Source organism: Luteimonas sp. FCS-9 (assembly GCF_001014645.1).
In the GTDB taxonomy this organism is placed as follows: domain Bacteria; phylum Pseudomonadota; class Gammaproteobacteria; order Xanthomonadales; family Xanthomonadaceae; genus Luteimonas.
In genome coordinates this window covers 1-16504 of record NZ_LASZ01000033.1, presented here as the reverse complement: position 1 = coordinate 16504, position 16504 = coordinate 1, and the positions used below count along the sequence as shown (strand labels likewise).

12 protein-coding genes are annotated in these 16504 nt (G+C 70.4%); 6 read left to right on the top strand and 6 right to left on the bottom strand.

Translation table 11 applies throughout. The features are described 5' to 3' along the window. From WQ56_RS17080 to WQ56_RS17070, 3 genes are all read left to right on the top strand, one after another. On the top strand, positions 1–375 hold a 375-nt coding region (locus WQ56_RS17080), incomplete at its 5' end, for an FGGY-family carbohydrate kinase (protein WP_047138344.1). Between the two features lie 89 nt (positions 376–464). After that, positions 465–1799 (top strand): xylose isomerase, encoded by a 1335-nt coding sequence (gene xylA / locus WQ56_RS17075; RefSeq protein ID WP_047138343.1) that lies wholly within the window; start codon positions 465–467, stop codon positions 1797–1799. 62 nt (positions 1800–1861) lie between these two features. After that, positions 1862–3292 carry a sugar porter family MFS transporter gene (locus tag WQ56_RS17070; RefSeq protein ID WP_047138342.1) on the top strand — a complete coding sequence of 477 codons (1431 nt, stop codon included), beginning with the start codon at positions 1862–1864 and terminating at the stop codon, positions 3290–3292. A 181-nt stretch (positions 3293–3473) separates the two neighbouring features. On the opposite strand, the gene WQ56_RS17065 is transcribed toward WQ56_RS17070, so the two are convergent. Together WQ56_RS17065 and WQ56_RS17060 are read right to left on the bottom strand one after the other, a co-directional pair. Beyond that, the gene (locus tag WQ56_RS17065; protein WP_255350619.1) at positions 3474–4481 is read right to left on the bottom strand and encodes a cupin-like domain-containing protein; all 1008 of its coding nucleotides are present in this window, start codon (positions 4479–4481) and stop codon (positions 3474–3476) included. 117 nt (positions 4482–4598) lie between these two features. Continuing rightward, positions 4599–7559, bottom strand: coding sequence for a TonB-dependent receptor (locus tag WQ56_RS17060; protein WP_047138340.1), 2961 nt, complete (start codon positions 7557–7559; stop codon positions 4599–4601). A gap of 215 nt (positions 7560–7774) precedes the next feature. Between WQ56_RS17060 and WQ56_RS17055 the strand changes: the two genes are divergently transcribed. Continuing rightward, positions 7775–8692: an NAD(P)/FAD-dependent oxidoreductase gene (locus WQ56_RS17055; RefSeq protein ID WP_047138346.1), complete on the top strand. Its 918-nt coding sequence runs from the start codon at positions 7775–7777 to the stop codon at positions 8690–8692. On the opposite strand, the gene WQ56_RS17050 is transcribed toward WQ56_RS17055, so the two are convergent. From WQ56_RS17050 to WQ56_RS17035, 4 genes are read right to left on the bottom strand one after another with little or no spacing between them, the layout of a single operon-like run. Next, the gene (locus tag WQ56_RS17050; protein ID WP_047138339.1) at positions 8689–9987 is read right to left on the bottom strand and encodes an AGE family epimerase/isomerase; all 1299 of its coding nucleotides are present in this window, start codon (positions 9985–9987) and stop codon (positions 8689–8691) included. The genes WQ56_RS17055 and WQ56_RS17050 overlap by 4 nt on opposite strands. Beyond that, the gene (locus WQ56_RS17045; RefSeq protein ID WP_047138338.1) at positions 9984–10967 is read right to left on the bottom strand and encodes a carbohydrate kinase; all 984 of its coding nucleotides are present in this window, start codon (positions 10965–10967) and stop codon (positions 9984–9986) included. Before WQ56_RS17045 ends, WQ56_RS17050 begins: the two co-directional genes overlap by 4 nt. Next, the gene (locus tag WQ56_RS17040) at positions 10967–12271 is read right to left on the bottom strand and encodes a sugar MFS transporter (RefSeq protein WP_047138337.1); all 1305 of its coding nucleotides are present in this window, start codon (positions 12269–12271) and stop codon (positions 10967–10969) included. The genes WQ56_RS17045 and WQ56_RS17040 overlap by 1 nt, the downstream gene beginning before the upstream one ends. Continuing rightward, the gene (locus WQ56_RS17035; protein WP_156170611.1) at positions 12268–13329 is read right to left on the bottom strand and encodes a LacI family DNA-binding transcriptional regulator; all 1062 of its coding nucleotides are present in this window, start codon (positions 13327–13329) and stop codon (positions 12268–12270) included. Before WQ56_RS17035 ends, WQ56_RS17040 begins: the two co-directional genes overlap by 4 nt. Positions 13330–13491: 162 nt before the next feature. On the opposite strand from WQ56_RS17035, the gene WQ56_RS17030 reads away from it, so the two are divergent. Together WQ56_RS17030 and WQ56_RS17025 are read left to right on the top strand one after the other, a co-directional pair. Next, complete coding sequence (locus tag WQ56_RS17030) at positions 13492–15813, top strand: GH92 family glycosyl hydrolase (RefSeq protein WP_231583454.1); 2322 nt, start codon at positions 13492–13494, stop codon at positions 15811–15813. A gap of 488 nt (positions 15814–16301) precedes the next feature. Further along, a partial coding sequence (locus WQ56_RS17025; RefSeq protein WP_047138335.1) for a YqhA family protein occupies positions 16302–16504 on the top strand: 203 nt, incomplete at its 3' end.

Genomic DNA, 16504 nt, shown 5'->3' with positions numbered 1-16504 from the left:
TACGGGTACGACGCGTTCGTGTCGGCGGGCATGGCGTTCGAGCGCATCGTGCTGACCGGCGGCGGCGCCAACAGTGCGGCGTGGCGGCAACTGGTCGCCGATGTGTTCGGGCTGCCGGTGGACGTGCCGGCGCAAAGCGAGGGCGCGGCGTTCGGCGCGGCGCTGCAGGCGCTGTGGGCACTGGGCCGTGCGCAGGGCGATGCGACGCCGATGGCGGCGCTGACGGCCGCGCACGTCGCGACCGACCCGGCGCTGGCCTGCACGCCCGATCCGGCGCGTGCGCCGGCCTACCAGGCGGCCTACCGGCGCTTCCTCGACCACCTCGACGCGGTGCGGCCGCTGTACGCCGCGCCGTCCTCATCGCCTCCTCTGTAGGGGCGCGCTAGCGCGCGATCGGGCCTTCCTGGAATGCCCATCGCGCGCCAGCGCGCTCCTACGGTTCCTTACCAAGACGAGACCCCCACATGACCAAGACCCCCTTCATCGGCGCACAGGAATACTTCCCCGGCATCGGCCAGATCCCCTTCGAGGGCCGCGATTCCGACAACCCGCTGGCGTTCAAGGTCTACGACGCGAACCGGAAAATCGGCGACAGGACGATGGCCGAGCACCTGCGCTTCGCGGTGTGCTACTGGCACACGTTCTGCAACGCCGGTGCCGACCCGTTCGGGCCGGGCACGCGGCGCTTCCCGTGGGACGGCGACGCGCCGCTGGCTGCGGCCGAGGCCAAGCTCGACGCCGCGTTCGAGTTCTTCACCAAGCTCGGCGTGCCGTACTGGTGCTTCCACGACGTGGACCTGGCGCCCGACGCCGACGACATCGGCCAGTACGAGCAGAACCTCAAGCACATGGTCGCGCTGGCCAAGGAGCGCCAGCAGGCGACCGGCATGCAACTGCTGTGGGGCACGGCGAACCTGTTCAGCCACCCGCGCTACATGAACGGCGCGGCGACGAACCCGGACTTCGCGGTGGTCGCGCGCGCGGCGGTGCAGGTCAAGGCCGCGCTGGAAGCCACCGTCGAACTGGGCGGCGAGCACTACGTGTTCTGGGGCGGGCGCGAAGGCTACGCCAGCCTGCACAACACCGACATGCAGCGCGAGCTGGCGCACTTTGCCCGGTTCCTGACGATGGCGCGCGACTACGGGCGCAGCATCGGGCTCAAGGGCAACTTCCTGATCGAGCCTAAGCCGATGGAGCCGATGAAGCACCAGTACGACTTCGACAGCGCGACCTGCGCTGGATTCCTCAAAGCGCACGGACTGGACAAGGACTTCAAGCTCAACATCGAGGCCAACCACGCGACGCTGTCGGGCCACACGTTCGAGCACGACCTGCAGGTGGCGGCCGACCATGGGCTGCTGGGGAGCATCGACGCGAACCGGGGCAATGCGCAGAACGGCTGGGACACCGACCAGTTCCCGACCGATCTGTACGACACGGTGGGCGCGATGCTGGTGGTGCTGCGCCAGGGCGGGCTGGAAGGCGGGCTGAACTTCGATGCCAAGCCGCGGCGCGAGTCGACGGACATGGCCGACCTGTTCATCGCGCACATCGGTGGCATGGACGCGTTCGCGCGCGGGCTCGAAGTGGCCCATGCGCTGCTGAACGAGTCGCCGTGGGAGCAGTGGCGGAAGGACCGCTACGCGAGCTTCGACGGCGGCGATGGCCAGGCGTTCGAACAGGGCCGGCTGTCGCTGGCCGATCTGCATGCGATCGCGGGCAAGGCCGGCGAGCCGCAGCAGCGCAGCGGCCGGCAGGAGGCTTACGAGAACCTGCTGAACCAGTATCTTCTGCGCTGAGCCCAGGGCGGCGCGCGGTGATCCGGCCGCGCGCGGCACGCACCATCCACGGGGAATCCGACATGAGCAGTCCAAGCATCGCCGGCGACGCGTCCGCGCACGCCGCCGAGAACACCCGCTTCATCGTCCTGATCAGCTGCGTCGCCACGATCGGCGGCTTTCTGTTCGGCTTCGATAGCGGCGTCATCAACGGCACCGTCGACGGCCTGCAGCAGGCGTTCGGCTCGAGCAAGGCCGCGCTGGGCTTCGAGGTCGCCTCGATGCTGCTGGGCTGCGCGATCGGCGCGTTCTTCGCCGGCCGGCTCGCCGACCGCTGGGGGCGGCGCAGCGTGCTGATTATCTCGGCGGTGCTGTTCCTGCTCTCGGCTGTGGGCTCGGGCGCGGCGGGCAGCTCGCTGGTGTTCATCGCCGCACGCGTGCTCGGCGGCTTCGCGGTCGGCGCGGCCAGCGTGATGTCGCCGGCCTACATCGCCGAGGTCGCGCCGGCGCGCTACCGCGGCCGGCTGGCGACGGTGCAGCAGATCGCGATCATCTCCGGTCTGTTCGCCGCGTTCCTGAGCAACTACCTGCTGGCGCGGACCGCCGGCGCCTCGACCGAGGCGCTGTGGCTGGGCGCGCCGGCATGGCGCTGGATGTTCTGGATGATGGCGATCCCGTCGCTGTTGTTCTTCGCGCTGTTGATGCTGATCCCCGAGAGCCCGCGCTACCTGGTGGTCAAGCGGCGTCGCGACGAGGCGCTCGCGGTGCTGTCGCGGCTGTACGGCCCGGTACAGGCGCAGGCGACGCTGGGCGAGATCGAGCGCTCGCTGGCCGCCGACCAGCACCGGCCGCGGCTGTCGGACCTGGTCAACAAGGCCACCGGGCGGATCCGCCCGATCGTCTGGGTCGGCATCGGCCTGGCGACGTTCCAGCAGCTGGTCGGCATCAACGTGGTGTTCTACTACGGCGCGGTGCTGTGGCAGGCGGTTGGGTTCTCGGAGAGCGACGCGCTGCTGATCAACGTGCTGTCGGGTGCGCTGAGCATCGGCGCCTGCCTGGTCACGGTGGTGCTGATCGACCGCATCGGCCGCAAGCCGCTGCTGTGGATCGGCTCGCTCGGCATGGCGGTGTCGCTGGCGGTACTGACCTGGGTGTTCGCAAGCGGCGCGCTGGTCGACGGGCACCTGCAGCTGCCCGAGGGCATGGGCACGGTCGCGCTGGTCGCCGCGAATGCCTATGTGGTGTTCTTCAACATGTCCTGGGGCCCGGTGATGTGGGTCATGCTCGGCGAGATGTTCCCCAACCAGATCCGCGGCTCGGGCCTGGCGGTGGCCGGCGCCGCGCAGTGGACCTCGAACTTCGCGATCACGATGTCGTTCCCGGTGCTGCTGGCCGGCTTCGGCCTGGCCTCGACGTACGCGATCTACATGGTCGCCGCGTTCGTGTCGGTGGGCTTCGTGCTGAAGTTCGTGCACGAGACCAAGGGCAAGGCACTGGAGCAGATGGAAGGCTGACGGCGCGGTTCTGGTCGGCCCCGGGCGAAGGCGCGGTCCGTGGATCGCGCCTTCGTCGTGTGTGGTGGGGTGTTCGATCGGTGTGCCGCCGTTCCTGGCGCTTGTGGCGATCGCGGGCGATGGTAGAGGCAGAAACAGGGTGCCTGGTGGTCAGGATCGGCGCATCACGTGCCGGTGCGGCTCAACGCGACAGGCGCTCGCGCAGCCGCGCCCGGATCGTCGCCGCGCGGGCGTCGTCGAACGGCGCGAGCACGCCGCGGGCCGCTTCGGGGATGTGGTCGACCGTCGCGGGGCCCGGCTCGAACACGTAGTGCCGGAAGATCTCCCGCCAGGTCGCGCGCTGGTCGGCGGGCAGGTCGCGGATCGACAGCAGCGCATGCATCAGCGCGTTCATCGGCGTCTCCATCCAATCCGGCGTGCGCCGCCACCAGTAGTTGATCAGGACGTTGAAGCCGTCGAGGGCCTCCATGTGGTGCCACCACATGCTGGGGATGAAGACCGCGTCGCCCGGCTCCAGGACCGCCGTGCGGGCATGGCGCATCGCCTCGGCGAAACGCGGGAAGCGCGCGAGGTCGGGCGCGGCGAAATCCACCAGGCTGACCGGCTGCCCTGCCGGGGTGACGTCGAGCGGGCCGACGTAGAGATTGGCCAACTGGTCGGGCGGCAGCAGCGTCACCCGCCGCCGGCCGGCGCAGACGCAGGCGAGGTTCTCGGGCAGGTCCTGGTGGGCGGGCACGCGCGTGCGGTTGCCGATCCAGATGCTTGCCAGCGGATCGTCCACGCCGAGCGCGAGTGGATGTTCGGCCCGCAAGCCGGGCAGGAACGTGTCGAGGGTGGTCGCGCCGAGGTAGATCATCGGCGGGTCGGGGGCGTCGAGATACTTGACGAGGGTGTTGAGCGCCACAGTCAGCGGCACCTGCTCGCGTCGGAAATTGAATTCCTGCAGGTCGGGGCCGTAGCCGATGCGGCCGCGCTCGGAGGCCGGCGCAGTCATCGCGTTAGCGAGCATGGCGTCGTTGGCAAACCGGCGTAGGTAGGCGGCGGCTTCGCGGCTGGAATGGCGCGAGGCCCGGACCAGCGGCCAGTCGGCGAAACGGCCGCGCAGGACCAGCGGGGCATCTTCGCGCACGGCCTGCGCGAGCGGCAGGTCTGGGGCGGCATCGGGAATGCGCCCGGCGATGGCGGACATCTCAGGCATCGATAGTCGTAGGCAACGGTCCGATCGCAGCATAGTCCAGACGCTGCAGGTCGATGCCGCGTTCGAGTAGCCCGCCTCCGGCCAGGTGGCCGGAGGCGGGAGAGCAGATCAGAACTTGTAGCGGAACCCGAACATGTAGCGCGGCCCGGTCTGGGTCGCGTAGAACACCTGACGCTCGTGGCGGCCATGCGAACGCATGGTCTCGTCGGTCAGGTTGATCGCCTCGGCGTGGATCGTGAAGTTGTCGCTGACCTGGTAGCTGATGTTGAGATCCAGCTGACCGTAGTCTTCGACATACACCGGATTCGGACGCCAGCTGTCATAGGTGCTGGACAGGAACTTGTCGCGCCAGTTGTAGGCCGCACGGACCTGCCACGGCCCCTTGTCGTAGAACGCAACGAGGTTGGCCGAATCGCTCAGCCCCACCAGTGCGAACTGATCGCCCAGGTTGTAGTTGTCGTAGATGAGGTCGGAGTCGACGATGGTGTAGTTGGCGGCCAGCCCGAATCCGCTCTCGCCGAAGACGTGCTGTGCACTGATCTCCCAGCCGTCGAGCGAGGAGGACTCCTTGTTGACCGGAACGCTGACACGGAACACGGCCAGCGGATCGCCCGGCTGCCCTTCGATCGTGTTGTTGGCCTCGTCCACGCCGGGCGCGCCGGCGAAGTTGTCGAAGATGTACTCGCGTACGCAGCGGCGGAACGCGGTCGCGCCGGGCGTGCAGCCGGCAGCGACGGCCTGGTTGTAGTAGGCGCCGCCGACCGGCGTGCGGATGTCGAACGGCGAGATCTCGACCACCGACGTGCCGATGTAGTTGTCGATGTCCTTGCGGAACCAGCCCACCGAAACGTAGCTCGACTCGCCGTAGTACCACTCGACCGACAGGTCGAAGTTCTTCGACTCGAGCGGGCGCAGCCCCGGGTCGCCCTGCGAGCCGGTGCCGCCCTCGAAGGCTGCGAACGAGTCGAGCGTCTGACCGCCCTGGATATGGTTCCACTGCGGCCGGCCGATGCTGTGGCCATAGCTGGCGCGCACGACCAGCTCGTCGGTGACCTCAAGGCTCAGGTCGACGCTGGGCAGCCAATAGTCGTAGCTGCCGCGCAGTTCGGTGAAGTCAGGATCACCGAACTGCACCGCGAATTCGTTCTCGCCGGTCCAGGTCATACCTGTGGCGATCGGCACCAGTGCCCGCGAGGTGACGTCCGTTTCCTCGTAGCGGACGCCGACCGATGCGTGAAGCGGCATCGCCAGGTCCCAGGTGTTGTTCCACTGCACGTAGGCGCTCTTGGACTTCTCGGTCGCGCGTCGATCGGTGCTGAACTCGTCGGGCGGCAGATATGCGGAGACATCGCCGCCACGCGCGGCAATGGCGGCGTCGCGGACCCGCCCGAAGTCGAACAGATAGAACTGGCCGAACATCTCGCCGCTGCCGGGGAACTGGTCGAAGTAGCGACTCATGTCGTCGGCGATCCACAGATCATCAGCGTAGTCGCCGGCCCGGTTGCCGAAGCCGCCCCAGTCGTCGCGCTGTGTGAAGCTGTAGGCCGTGCGGTTGTCGACTTCGGTGAATGCCGCACCGAACTGCAGGCTGGAGTAGTCGCCGAACCGGAACCTGCCTCGAACCTGCCCCTGCTCCACCTCCGACTTCATGTAGCTGTTGCGGAAGGACGACCCGGTGACCATCATCCGGTCGGCGCCCACGCGGCTCATGCCTGGCGGAAGCTGCACGCCGAGAACGGGGAAGTCACCGCTGAAGTCGACCGTCGTGTTGCCGCGTACGAAGGCGGCCGCGCCGATCACGTTGTTCGAGCCCCACGGGCTGTCTGCGCCCGATTCCGCGCTTGAGGAGTGGTAGTCGAACTCCAGGTCGAGGCTGTCCGTCACTTCCCAGGCGACATTGAAGCCGAGGGACTTGTTCTCGTTCTTGGTTGCGAACTGCGAGCCGGCCATCGCCAGGTCGCTGCCCTCGAGCACACCGTCGACGGTCTGGAAGTCGATGAACTCGGTGTACGAGGTGGGGGCAGCGATCGGGCCGTCCGTCCACGACGTCCGCGAGGCCGCCTGATTGAACCAGGTTGACAACTCGTGGCGCTGTTGCTGGATGCGGTTCTCCGAGTACGTGTAGTCGAGCGTGGCAGTGATGCGGTCGTTGGGTGCGTACTGCAACGTGCCCTGCGCGTTGGTGCGCTGGCGCTGGATGCCGTTGAGCGCATAAATCAAGTTCTGCGGCACCGAGTAGATATCACCGGCGCCCGGGGGATTGGTCGCGTTGGCGGCCGGGCCGGGCAGCGCGAGCGGGCCTTCGTTGCCCGGGAATGCGTACCAGCCACCACCCACGGCTGCTTCGTTGTAGCCCGAGTCGCGCTCCTGGTAGCTCGCGCTGACCGAAACGCCGAGCTTTCCGTCGGCGAAGACGTTGCTGAAGATGCCCGACATCTCCCCCGTGGCCGAATCGCCGCGCATGCTCTTGGGGAGATTCTCGGACGACGTGTCGTGCACTGCCTTCATGCCGACGCTGATCAGTTCGCCCATGTCCAGCGGGCGACCTGTCTTGATGTTGATCGTCGCGCCGATACCACCAGTGGGCGTGGCCGCGCGACTGGTCTTGAACACCTCGATGCCGGAAATCGACTCGGAGGCGAGGTTGGCGAAATCGAATGCGCGCGAATTGGACGCATTGGTCGCCTCAATGCTCGAAGCGGGCATTTGCCGGCCATTGAGCAGCACCAGGTTGAAGTCCGGGCCCACGCCGCGGACGGTGACCTTGGACCCCTCGCCCATCGAGCGGTCGATCGACACGCCCGAGATGCGCTGCAGCGATTCGGCCAGGTTGGTGTCGGGGAACTTGCCGATGTCCTCGGCGACGATGCCGTCGACGATGCCCTGCGAATCGCGCTTGAGGTTCATCGACGAGGTCAGGCTGCCGCGGATGCCGGTCACGACGACGGCGTCGAGTTCGGTGGCGTCGGACGGCGGGTCGGCGACCTGGGCGAGCGCCGGCGAGGCGATGGCGAGCAGCAGGGCGGACGTCAGCAGCCGCTGCTTCGGAGCGGCACGGAATGGCTTCATGGATCTTCCCCTCCCAAGGGATCTCACGAATGGTCGATCGAATTGTGGGCAGCGCACGCCTGCGGGCAGGCCGTGGGCCAGGCTGCATTGGAGGCGAGACTGACAGCGTTGTCAACCTGCGTCGCGCCGCCTGCGTGGCGCCGTGGCCTCGGCGGGCGCTCACCGCCGCTGCACGCGGCCGCGCCCAGGCTCGACGGCCCATCCGGAGGATGCAGATGATCCAGGACGTGGACGTGGCGATCGTGGGCGGCGGGCCGGCCGGGCTGACCGCCGCGACCTACCTGCGCCGGTTCCTGCGCAGCGTGGTCGTCATCGATGCCGGTCGCAGCCGCGCCCGCTACATTCCCGAGAGCCACAATTGCCCGGGCTTTCCGCAGGGCGTGTCGGGCACCGGGCTGCTGCGGCGCATGCGCGAGCAGGCCGACGCGTTCGAGGTCGACGTCACCACTGGCTGTGTGGACGCGATCGCCTGCGAGGGCGAGACGTTCGTCGTCGCCGCTGCCGGCCGCCGCTGGCGCGCGCACAAGGTGATCTTGGCGACCGGGCTCGCCGACCGGCTGCCCGAGGTGCCGTGGGCGGAGGAGGCGATCGCCTGCGGCGCGCTGCGCCTGTGCGCGATCTGCGACGCCTACGAGGCCAGCGACCAGGCGATCGCGGTCTACGGGCCGGGCGCGCAGATCGGCGGGCACGCCGAATTCCTGCGCAGTTACTCGGCGCGCATCACGCTGCTGCCGTCCGACGACGACCTCGCGCACCCGGCCATCGATCGGGCCCGCGCGCTCGGCGCGACGCTGTTGCCGCCCGGCGGGACGCTCGAATTCGATGGCGAGCACTGCCACTACCGCACGCCCGACGGCGACGTGCATCGCTTCGACACCGTCTACCCGTACCTGGGCTACGAGGGCGGGCCGTCGCTGCCGACCGGGTTGGGCCTGGACAGCGACGGCAGCGGTGCGCTGGAGGTCGATGCGCACCAGCAGACGCGCGTCCCCGGGCTGTATGCCGTCGGCGACGTCGTCAGCGGCCTCAACCAGATCTCGGTCGCGGTCGGCCACGCGGCGATCGCGGCCACCCATGCGCACAACACGCTGCCGTTCGTGCCGCGCACGCCGGGGGACGGGGCCGGCGGCTAGCGTGCGAGACGCGTGGCGTGGGTGCCGCGCATCACCGCGAGCACGTCGTGGCAGGCGCCCATTGTGTGGTAGTCGGTCTTGCCGGCCGGGCTCTTGAGGTCGTCGACCTTGCGGTTGTGCCGGTCGAGGATCCGGTACCAGGCGCCGTGCGCGTGGTCGACGAAATGCCGCCAGGCGTAGTCCCACAGGCGCAGGTAGTCGTCGCGGTAGCGCGCCTCGCCGGTCGCGTCGAACAGCCGCCAGGCGGCCGCGATGGCCTCGGCCTGTACCCAGAAGTACTTGTCGTCGTCGCACCAGAACATCGGCGCGCTCGCCAGGTCCGGCGGCGGCGCGCCGGGCGCGGGCGAGGCGTCGCGCAGCGCGTCCGGCGCGAAGCCGTAGACGATGCCGCCGTGCGCGTCGTCCCAGCCATGGGCCAGCGCGGCGTCGTAGAGATGGCGCGCGGTCGGCAGCAGCCAGTCGGGCGCGCCGGCGCCCAGGTGCGCGCGCAGCGACAGCAGCAGCTTGGCCCATTCGACCTGGTGGCCGGGCTGGAAGCCCCAGGGGCGGAACAGATGCCTGGGATCGTCGCGGTGGTAGTCCCAGTCGACCGACCAGTCCGCGTGCCAGTGTTCCCACACCAGCCCGCCCGACAGCGCGGCCTGGCGCCGGGTCATGTGGTCGGCGAGCGTCAGCGCGCGCGCCAGGTAGCGGTCGTCGCCGCCGGCCTCGTGCGCGGCGATCAGCGCCTCGCACAGGTGCATGTTCGCGTTCTGGCCGCGGTAGGGCGCATAGCGCCAGTGCGCGTCGGCCTCGTCGCGGTACAGGCCGTGCGTCGGGTCCCAGGCGTGCCGCTCGAGCAGGTCCCAGGTCTCGTCCATGCCGGCCACGGTGTCGAGGCCGGCCTTGCGCGCGCTCGCCTGCGCCAGCAGCACGAAGGCCAGCCCATAGCTGTGATGCGTGCGGTCCTCGGGCACGCCGTCGCGCAGCGTCCAGGCGTAGCCGCCGCTCGCCGGATCGCGATGCGCCTCGCCCAGGAAGCGCAGGCCGTGCAGGGCCGCGGCGCGGTCGCCGTCGGCGTGTGGCGTGTCGGCGAACTCGGCCGCCGCCATCGCGAAGTCGTAGACGAAGCGGGTGCTGCTGACCAGGTGTCGATGGCTGCGGTCGTAGACCGTGCCGTCGTCGCGGAAGTAGTGGAAGAACCCGCCATCCGGATCGAGCGCGCGCGGGCGGTAGAACGCCATCGTGTCGGCGATGTGGGCGCGCAGGACCCCGGGATCGGTGAAGTCGGGGACGGGTGTCGCAGGCAGGGTCATCGGGCGGTCTCGAGCAGGCGGTCGACGGCGTCGTGCGCGGGCATCGCGTCGAACGCGCCGTGTCGGGTGGTGGCCAGCGCACCGGCCGCCGCGGCGTGCGCCAGCAGGTCGGCGCGCAGCGCATCGTCGTCGAATGCGGCGCCCAGGCCCCGGGCGTCGACCGCGCGCGCGGCCAGCCGCCACAGCAGCCCGGCGACGAAGGCATCGCCGGCGGCGGTGGTGTCGACCGGCGCGACCGCGAACGTCGGCGCGGAGCCGGCGCCGTTGCGCGACCACCAGCGGATCGGCGCGGCGCCATCCGTGACGACGAGCGCCGACGCCGCGCCGAGGATGCGCGCGATCGTCGCGTCCCGGTCGCCGTCGCCGGCCAGGAACGCCAGTTCGTCGGTGCTGAGCTTCACCAGGTCGGCGCGTTCGAGCGCGCGCCACAGCGTCGGCGTCGGATCGACGCCGCGCGGCCACAGCGCCGGGCGCAGGTTGAGGTCGAAGCTCACCAGCGCGCCGGCACGCGCGGCCTGCGCCATGCCGTGCAGCGTCGCCTGCGCGATGTCGGGCTCGGTCAGGCTGTTGGAGCAGGCGTGGAGCGCCGCGACGTCGGCGAACGCGTCGTCGGCGAAATCGTCTTCGCGAAACAGCAGGTCCGCCGCCGGCGGCCGGTAGAAACTGAAGCTGCGCTCGCCGTCGTCGGCGAGCGAGACGAACGCCAGCGCCGTCGGCGCGGCGTCGGTGCGCCGGACCTGCGAGGTGTCGACGCCGCGCTGCCGCAGCGCCGCCGCCAGCGTGTCGCCGAACATGTCCTGCGCCAGCATGCCGATGAAGCGCGCCGTCCCGCCGAGCGCGGCGATGCCGACGGCGACGTTCGCCGGGGCACCGCCGGGCTGCTCGACGAAGCGCCGGGGCTGGCCGGCCGGGCCCGGCTCGGCGCGGAAATCGATCAGTGCCTCGCCGAAGCAGGCGATGGTGTCGCCGGTGGTGCCCATCAGTGCATCGCGCCCGGGCGCGGTGCCGGCGTGTCGGCCGCCATGAGCGCGTCGCCGCGCAGGCGCGAGCCGCGCAGCCCGTACCAGATGATGTAGACGTAACAGGCCAGCGGGACCAGGAACGAATGCTGGATGCCGATGCCGTCGGCGAACGCCGCCTGCACCAGCGGGACGAGCGCACCGCCGACGATCGCCATCACCAGCAGGCTGGACGCCTTGCTGGTCAGCGTGCCCAGGCGCTCGATCGCGGTGGTGAAGATGGTCGGGAACATGATCGAGTTGAACAGGCCGATCGCCAGCGCGCTCCACATCGCGACGCGGCCGCTGGTGGTCATCGTCACGGCCAGCAGCACGCAGACCATGACCGCCGCGAACGCGAGCAGCTTGCGTGCGTCGATCTTCGTCATCAGCGCCGCGCCGATGAAGCGACCCACCATCGCACCGCCCCAGTACCAGGCCAGGTACTTGGAGGCCTCCGCTTCGGCCAGGCCGCCGATCGACGCCTCGGCCATGTAGTTGATCAGGAAGCTGCCGATCGCGACCTCCGCGCCGACGTACATGAAGATGCCGAGCACGCCCCAGCGCAGATGCGGGTGCGCGAGCGCCTCGCGGTAGGTGTGCGGGTCCCGGGTCGACGCGCCTTCGGCGCGCAGCGACGGGATCCGCATCGTCACCACGAACACCGCCAGCAGCAGGCCGCCGGCCAGCATCAGGTAGGGCATCTCGACCGAACGCGCCTCGGCGGCGCGATAGGCGATCTGCTCGGCGACGGGCATCGCGGCGATCTGGTCCGCGCCGAGCACCGTGCCCGCCAGGATCAGCGGGCCGATGAAGTACGGGAACGCGGTCGTGCCGAACGAGTTGAGCGCCTGCGCGAACGTCAGCCGGCTGTGCGAGGACTCGGGCGAGCCGAGCAGCGCGATGTAGGGATTGGCGGACACCTGCAGCAACGTGATGCCCGAGGCCAGCACGAACAGCGCGGTCAGGAACAGGCCGTACGAGGGCAGGCGCGCGGCCGGGAAGAACAGCGCCGCGCCCGCCGCGGCCACCAGCAGGCCGACCACGATGCTGGCCTTGTAGCCGATGCGCGAGACCACGGCGCCGGCCGGGATCGACATCAGGAAGTACGCGCCGAAGAACGTGAACTGGATCAGCAGCGTCTGCACGTAGTTCATCGAGAACACGGCTTTGAGATGCGGGATCAGCACGTCGTTGAGGCTGGTCAAGCCGCCCCAGGTCAGGAAGATCAGGCTCACCACCGCGATCGCGGCGGTGTTGGACATCGTAGGACGGGGTGTGCTCATGCGTCGGCTCCGGTGGCCTGCGGCGGTACGTTGAGGGGAGGACTGCTGGCGCGGACGCGCAGCGTCACGGGGGCGATGTGGCGGGCGGGGGCCGCGGCCTCGCCGCGCAGGCGTGCCAGCACCAGGCGGGCGGCGTCCAGGCCGCGGGCGCGCGGGTCGGCGGCGACGGTCGTCAGCGGCGGCGCGCTGCACGCGGCCTCGGCGATGTCGTCGAAGCCGACGACCGCGAAATCGGCGCCGGCGCGGCGACCGCAGCCGGCCAGGCCGACCATCAGCCCGAGCGCGACGGCGTCGTTGTAGCAGACCGCCGCGGTCGGCGCGGGGTCGCGCGCGAACAGCGCGGGCGTCTGGCGCGCGGCCTCCAGCCGCGTCGGTGCGCATTCGACCAGCCAGCCGGGATCGGGCGCGATGCCGGCCGCGGCCAGCGCGTCGCGGTAGCCGGCGCGGCGTTCGTCGCAGGAGCTCGAATCGCGATGGCCGCCGAAGAACGCGATCGCGCGATGGCCCTGCGCGAGCAGGTGCGCGGTCGCCAGCCGCGCGCCGGCGCGGTTGTCGAGCGCCAGGTAGTCCCAGTGCGCGTCGCCGCCGTCGCCGAGCGCGCGGTTGAACACCAGCACCGGCAGGCGAGGACCGAGCAGGCGCCGCAGCCGCGCGCCGTCGCTGTGCTCGGCCGGCGAGAGGATCAGCGCGGCCGGGTCGTGCTCGACCAGCGAGGCGAGCACCGCCTGCTGGCGCTCGACCGACTCGCCGGTGCTGCCCAGCAGCAGCACGTGGCCGGCCTCGGCCAGCGCGGCGTCGACGCCGGCGGCGAACTCGGCGAAGAACGGGTTGGCGAGGTCGTTGACCACCAGCGCCACCGCGTTCGCCGCGCCCGCGCGCCGCAGGCTGGCCGCGCCGCGGTGGTAGACGTAGCCCTGCCGGTCGAGCTCGGCGCGGACCCGCGCGCGGGTGTCGGCGTGCACCAGCGGGCTGTCGCGCAGGACCAGCGAGACCGTGGCCTTGGACAGGCCGCAGGCCGCGGCGATGTCGGCCAGCGTCACGCGCCGCGAGCCGGGCATGGTCGTCCTTTGAACCGATTGAAGATTGGCCATGCTGACGCACGGCGCGTCCGGCGGCATCTTGCAGCGCAGCATGCGGAAATTGCCGGGCGATGCTAGGGTCGGGCCGATTGAACCGATCCAAACGGGGATGCGATGGCCAGGCTGGGGGCGGCGATGACGATGGCGGTGGGGGCGTTGCTGGGCGCGGGCGCCGCATGGGCGGATCCGGGCGCCGTGGGCGAGAAGGCGTACGGATCGGTCGATCCGTTCATCGGTACCGGCGGCGAGGGCCACACCTATCCCGGCGCGACGGTGCCCTTCGGCATGGTCCAGCTCAGTCCCGACACGCGCATCCAGCCGCGCGAGAAAGGCTACGACTGGGCCGCGGGCTACCGCTACGACGACACCAGCATCGTCGGCTTCTCGCACACCCACTTCTCGGGCACCGGCCATTCCGACCTCGGCGACGTGCTGCTGATGCCGGTGACCGGGACCGCGGCGCTGGAGCGCGGCGACCCGGACCGGCCCGGCAGCGGCTACGCCTCGCGCTTCCGCCACGACGACGAGGTCGCGCAGCCGGGCTACTACGCGGTCACCCTCGACGACCACCGCGTGCGCGCCGAGCTCACCGCCAGCGCGCGCGCCGGCGTGCACCGCTACACCTTCCCGTCGGGCGAGGACGCGCGCGTGCTGCTGGACCTGCGCACGTCGATGTACGACTACCCGGGCAAGATCCTGTGGTCGCGGCTGCGGCGCATGCCCGACGGTACGATCACGGGGTTTCGCGAGACCCGCGGCTGGGCGCCGGGCCGCCAGCTGTACTTCGCGATGCGCTTCTCGCGCCCGTTGCAGGGCCATGCGTTCCACAACACCGAGACCGACATCCGCTACAAGGGCTTCGCGCCGCCGGCCGACCGCAGCCCTGGCGACCGTGCGCAGATCGAGGGCCGCCAGCTGGTCGGCACCTTCGACTTCGGCTCGCTCGACGCACCGCTGGTGGTCAAGGTCGCGATCTCGTCCGTCGACGAGGCCGGCGCGATCGCCAACCTCGACGCCGAGGTGCCCGGTTTCGATTTCGACCGCGTGCACGCCGATGCCCGGGCGCAGTGGACGCAGGCGCTGTCGGTCCTCGACATCGACGCGCCCGATGCCGACCGTCGCAGCGCCTACACCGCGCTCTACCACACGCTGCTGGGCCCGACGCTGTTCATGGACGTCGACGGGCGATACCGCGGGCCGGACCAGGCGATCCACATCGCCGACGGCTTCACCCACTACTCGACGTTCTCGCTGTGGGACACCTATCGCGCGCTGCACCCGCTGCTGACCATCGTGCAGCCCGAGCAGCGCAACGCCGACTTCGTCGACTCGCTGCTCGCGCACCGGCGCCGCAGTCCCTACGGCATCCTGCCGGTGTGGTCGTTCCACGGGCAGGAGACGTGGACGATGATCGGCTACCACGCGGTGCCGGTGATCGCCGACGCGTATCTGAAGGGCATCCGCGGCTTCGATGCCGACGCCGCGCTCGGTGCGATGGTCGCCAGCGCGTCCTACGCGCCCTACGACGGTATCGGCCAGTACATGGAACTGGGCTGGGTGCCGATCGACGAGGAAGGCGAGGCCGCCTCGAAGACGCTCGAATACGCCTACGGCGACTGGACGATCGCGCGCATGGCGCAGGCGATGGGGCGCGATGAGGTCGCCCGGGATTTCGCGCGGCGCGCAGCGAACTGGCGCAACGCCTTCGACCCGGGCACCGGCTTCATGCGTGCGAAGAACCGCGACGGCAGCTTCCGGACGCCGTTCGACCCGACCGCCAGCGGCTACGGCACCGACTACACCGAGGGCAACGCCTGGCAGTACTCGTGGTACGTGCCCCACGACGTCGCCGGCCTGGCGGCCGCGCACGGCGGCGCCGACGCGCTGCTCGACAGGCTCGACAAGGTGTTCGAGGCCGAGGTCGACCCGGCGGTCTTCGAGCACATGGAGGACATCACCGGCCTGATCGGCTGGTACGCGCACGGCAACGAGCCCAGCCACCACGTCGCCTACCTCTACGCGCACGCCGGCCAGCCCTGGCGCACGCAGGCCCGGCTCGGGGCGATCATGGAGAGCCAGTACGCCGACCGGCCCGACGGCCTGGCTGGCAACGACGACCTCGGTCAGATGTCGGCCTGGTACCTGTTCACCGCGCTGGGCTTCTACCCGGTCGCGCCGGGCAGCGGCGAGTACGTGATCGGCCGTCCGTTCCTGCCGCGTGCCAGCCTCCAGCTGCCCAACGGCAAGCGCTTCACGGTCGTCGCCGACGGTCTGGCGGACGGCCACGGCTACATCGGCGCGGTCACGCTCGACGGCAAGCCGCTGCGGCGCGCGTTCCTGCGTCACGACGAGATCCTGGCCGGGGGCGAGCTGCGCTTCACGATGCAGGCCGCGCCCAACCGCGACTGGCCGGGGATCGGCGCCGAGGCGCCGTACTCGATGACGTCCCCCGCCGCGCGCTGACGGCGCACGCGGGCAACCGGGCTTGCGGCCGACGCGGCGGAGACCGCGCCGGCCGTGCGTGGCGCGCGTCGGCGACATCCTCGACCCTCCCAAGTCGCGGAAGCGATGCCGGACGGCACCGCGGATGCGTTGTACCGGCCGACTGACAACGCTGTCAATCGCCCGGCGCCCTCCGGCTGTAGGAGCGCGCTCGCGCGCGAAGGGGGTTTTGGCCGGGATGCTGTCGCGCGCAAGCGCGCTCCTACAGGCCTCGAGGCGAACAGCGCGAGCGAACAGGTCCCGGCGTAGAGGCCCGTCAAGCGAACGGCCCCCGCCTGGGCAGGCCGCAGGCAAGCAGGCCAACCGGGTGGACAGTGCCGTGTCCGACTGCCGTTTCGCGCGCGAGCGCGCTCCTACCGGGGGCTTGCGTCGAGAGGGCACTGTCCGGCGATTGGCAAAGTCATGGCCGGTCGCTACGCTCCGCGCACCCCACGCAGGCTCCCCCGCCCATGTCGACCCCGCTGTCCGCGCCGCCGCGCCTCAACCCGCTGTCCTACGTCATCTTCGGTTCGCGCTGGCTGCAGCTGCCGCTGTACCTGGGCCTGATCGTCGCGCAGTGCGTCTACGTGTTCCTGTTCGTCAAGGAGCTCTGGCACCTGGTCCATGGCGCGAATACGCTGACCGAGCAGGGAATCATGCTGCTGGTGCTGGG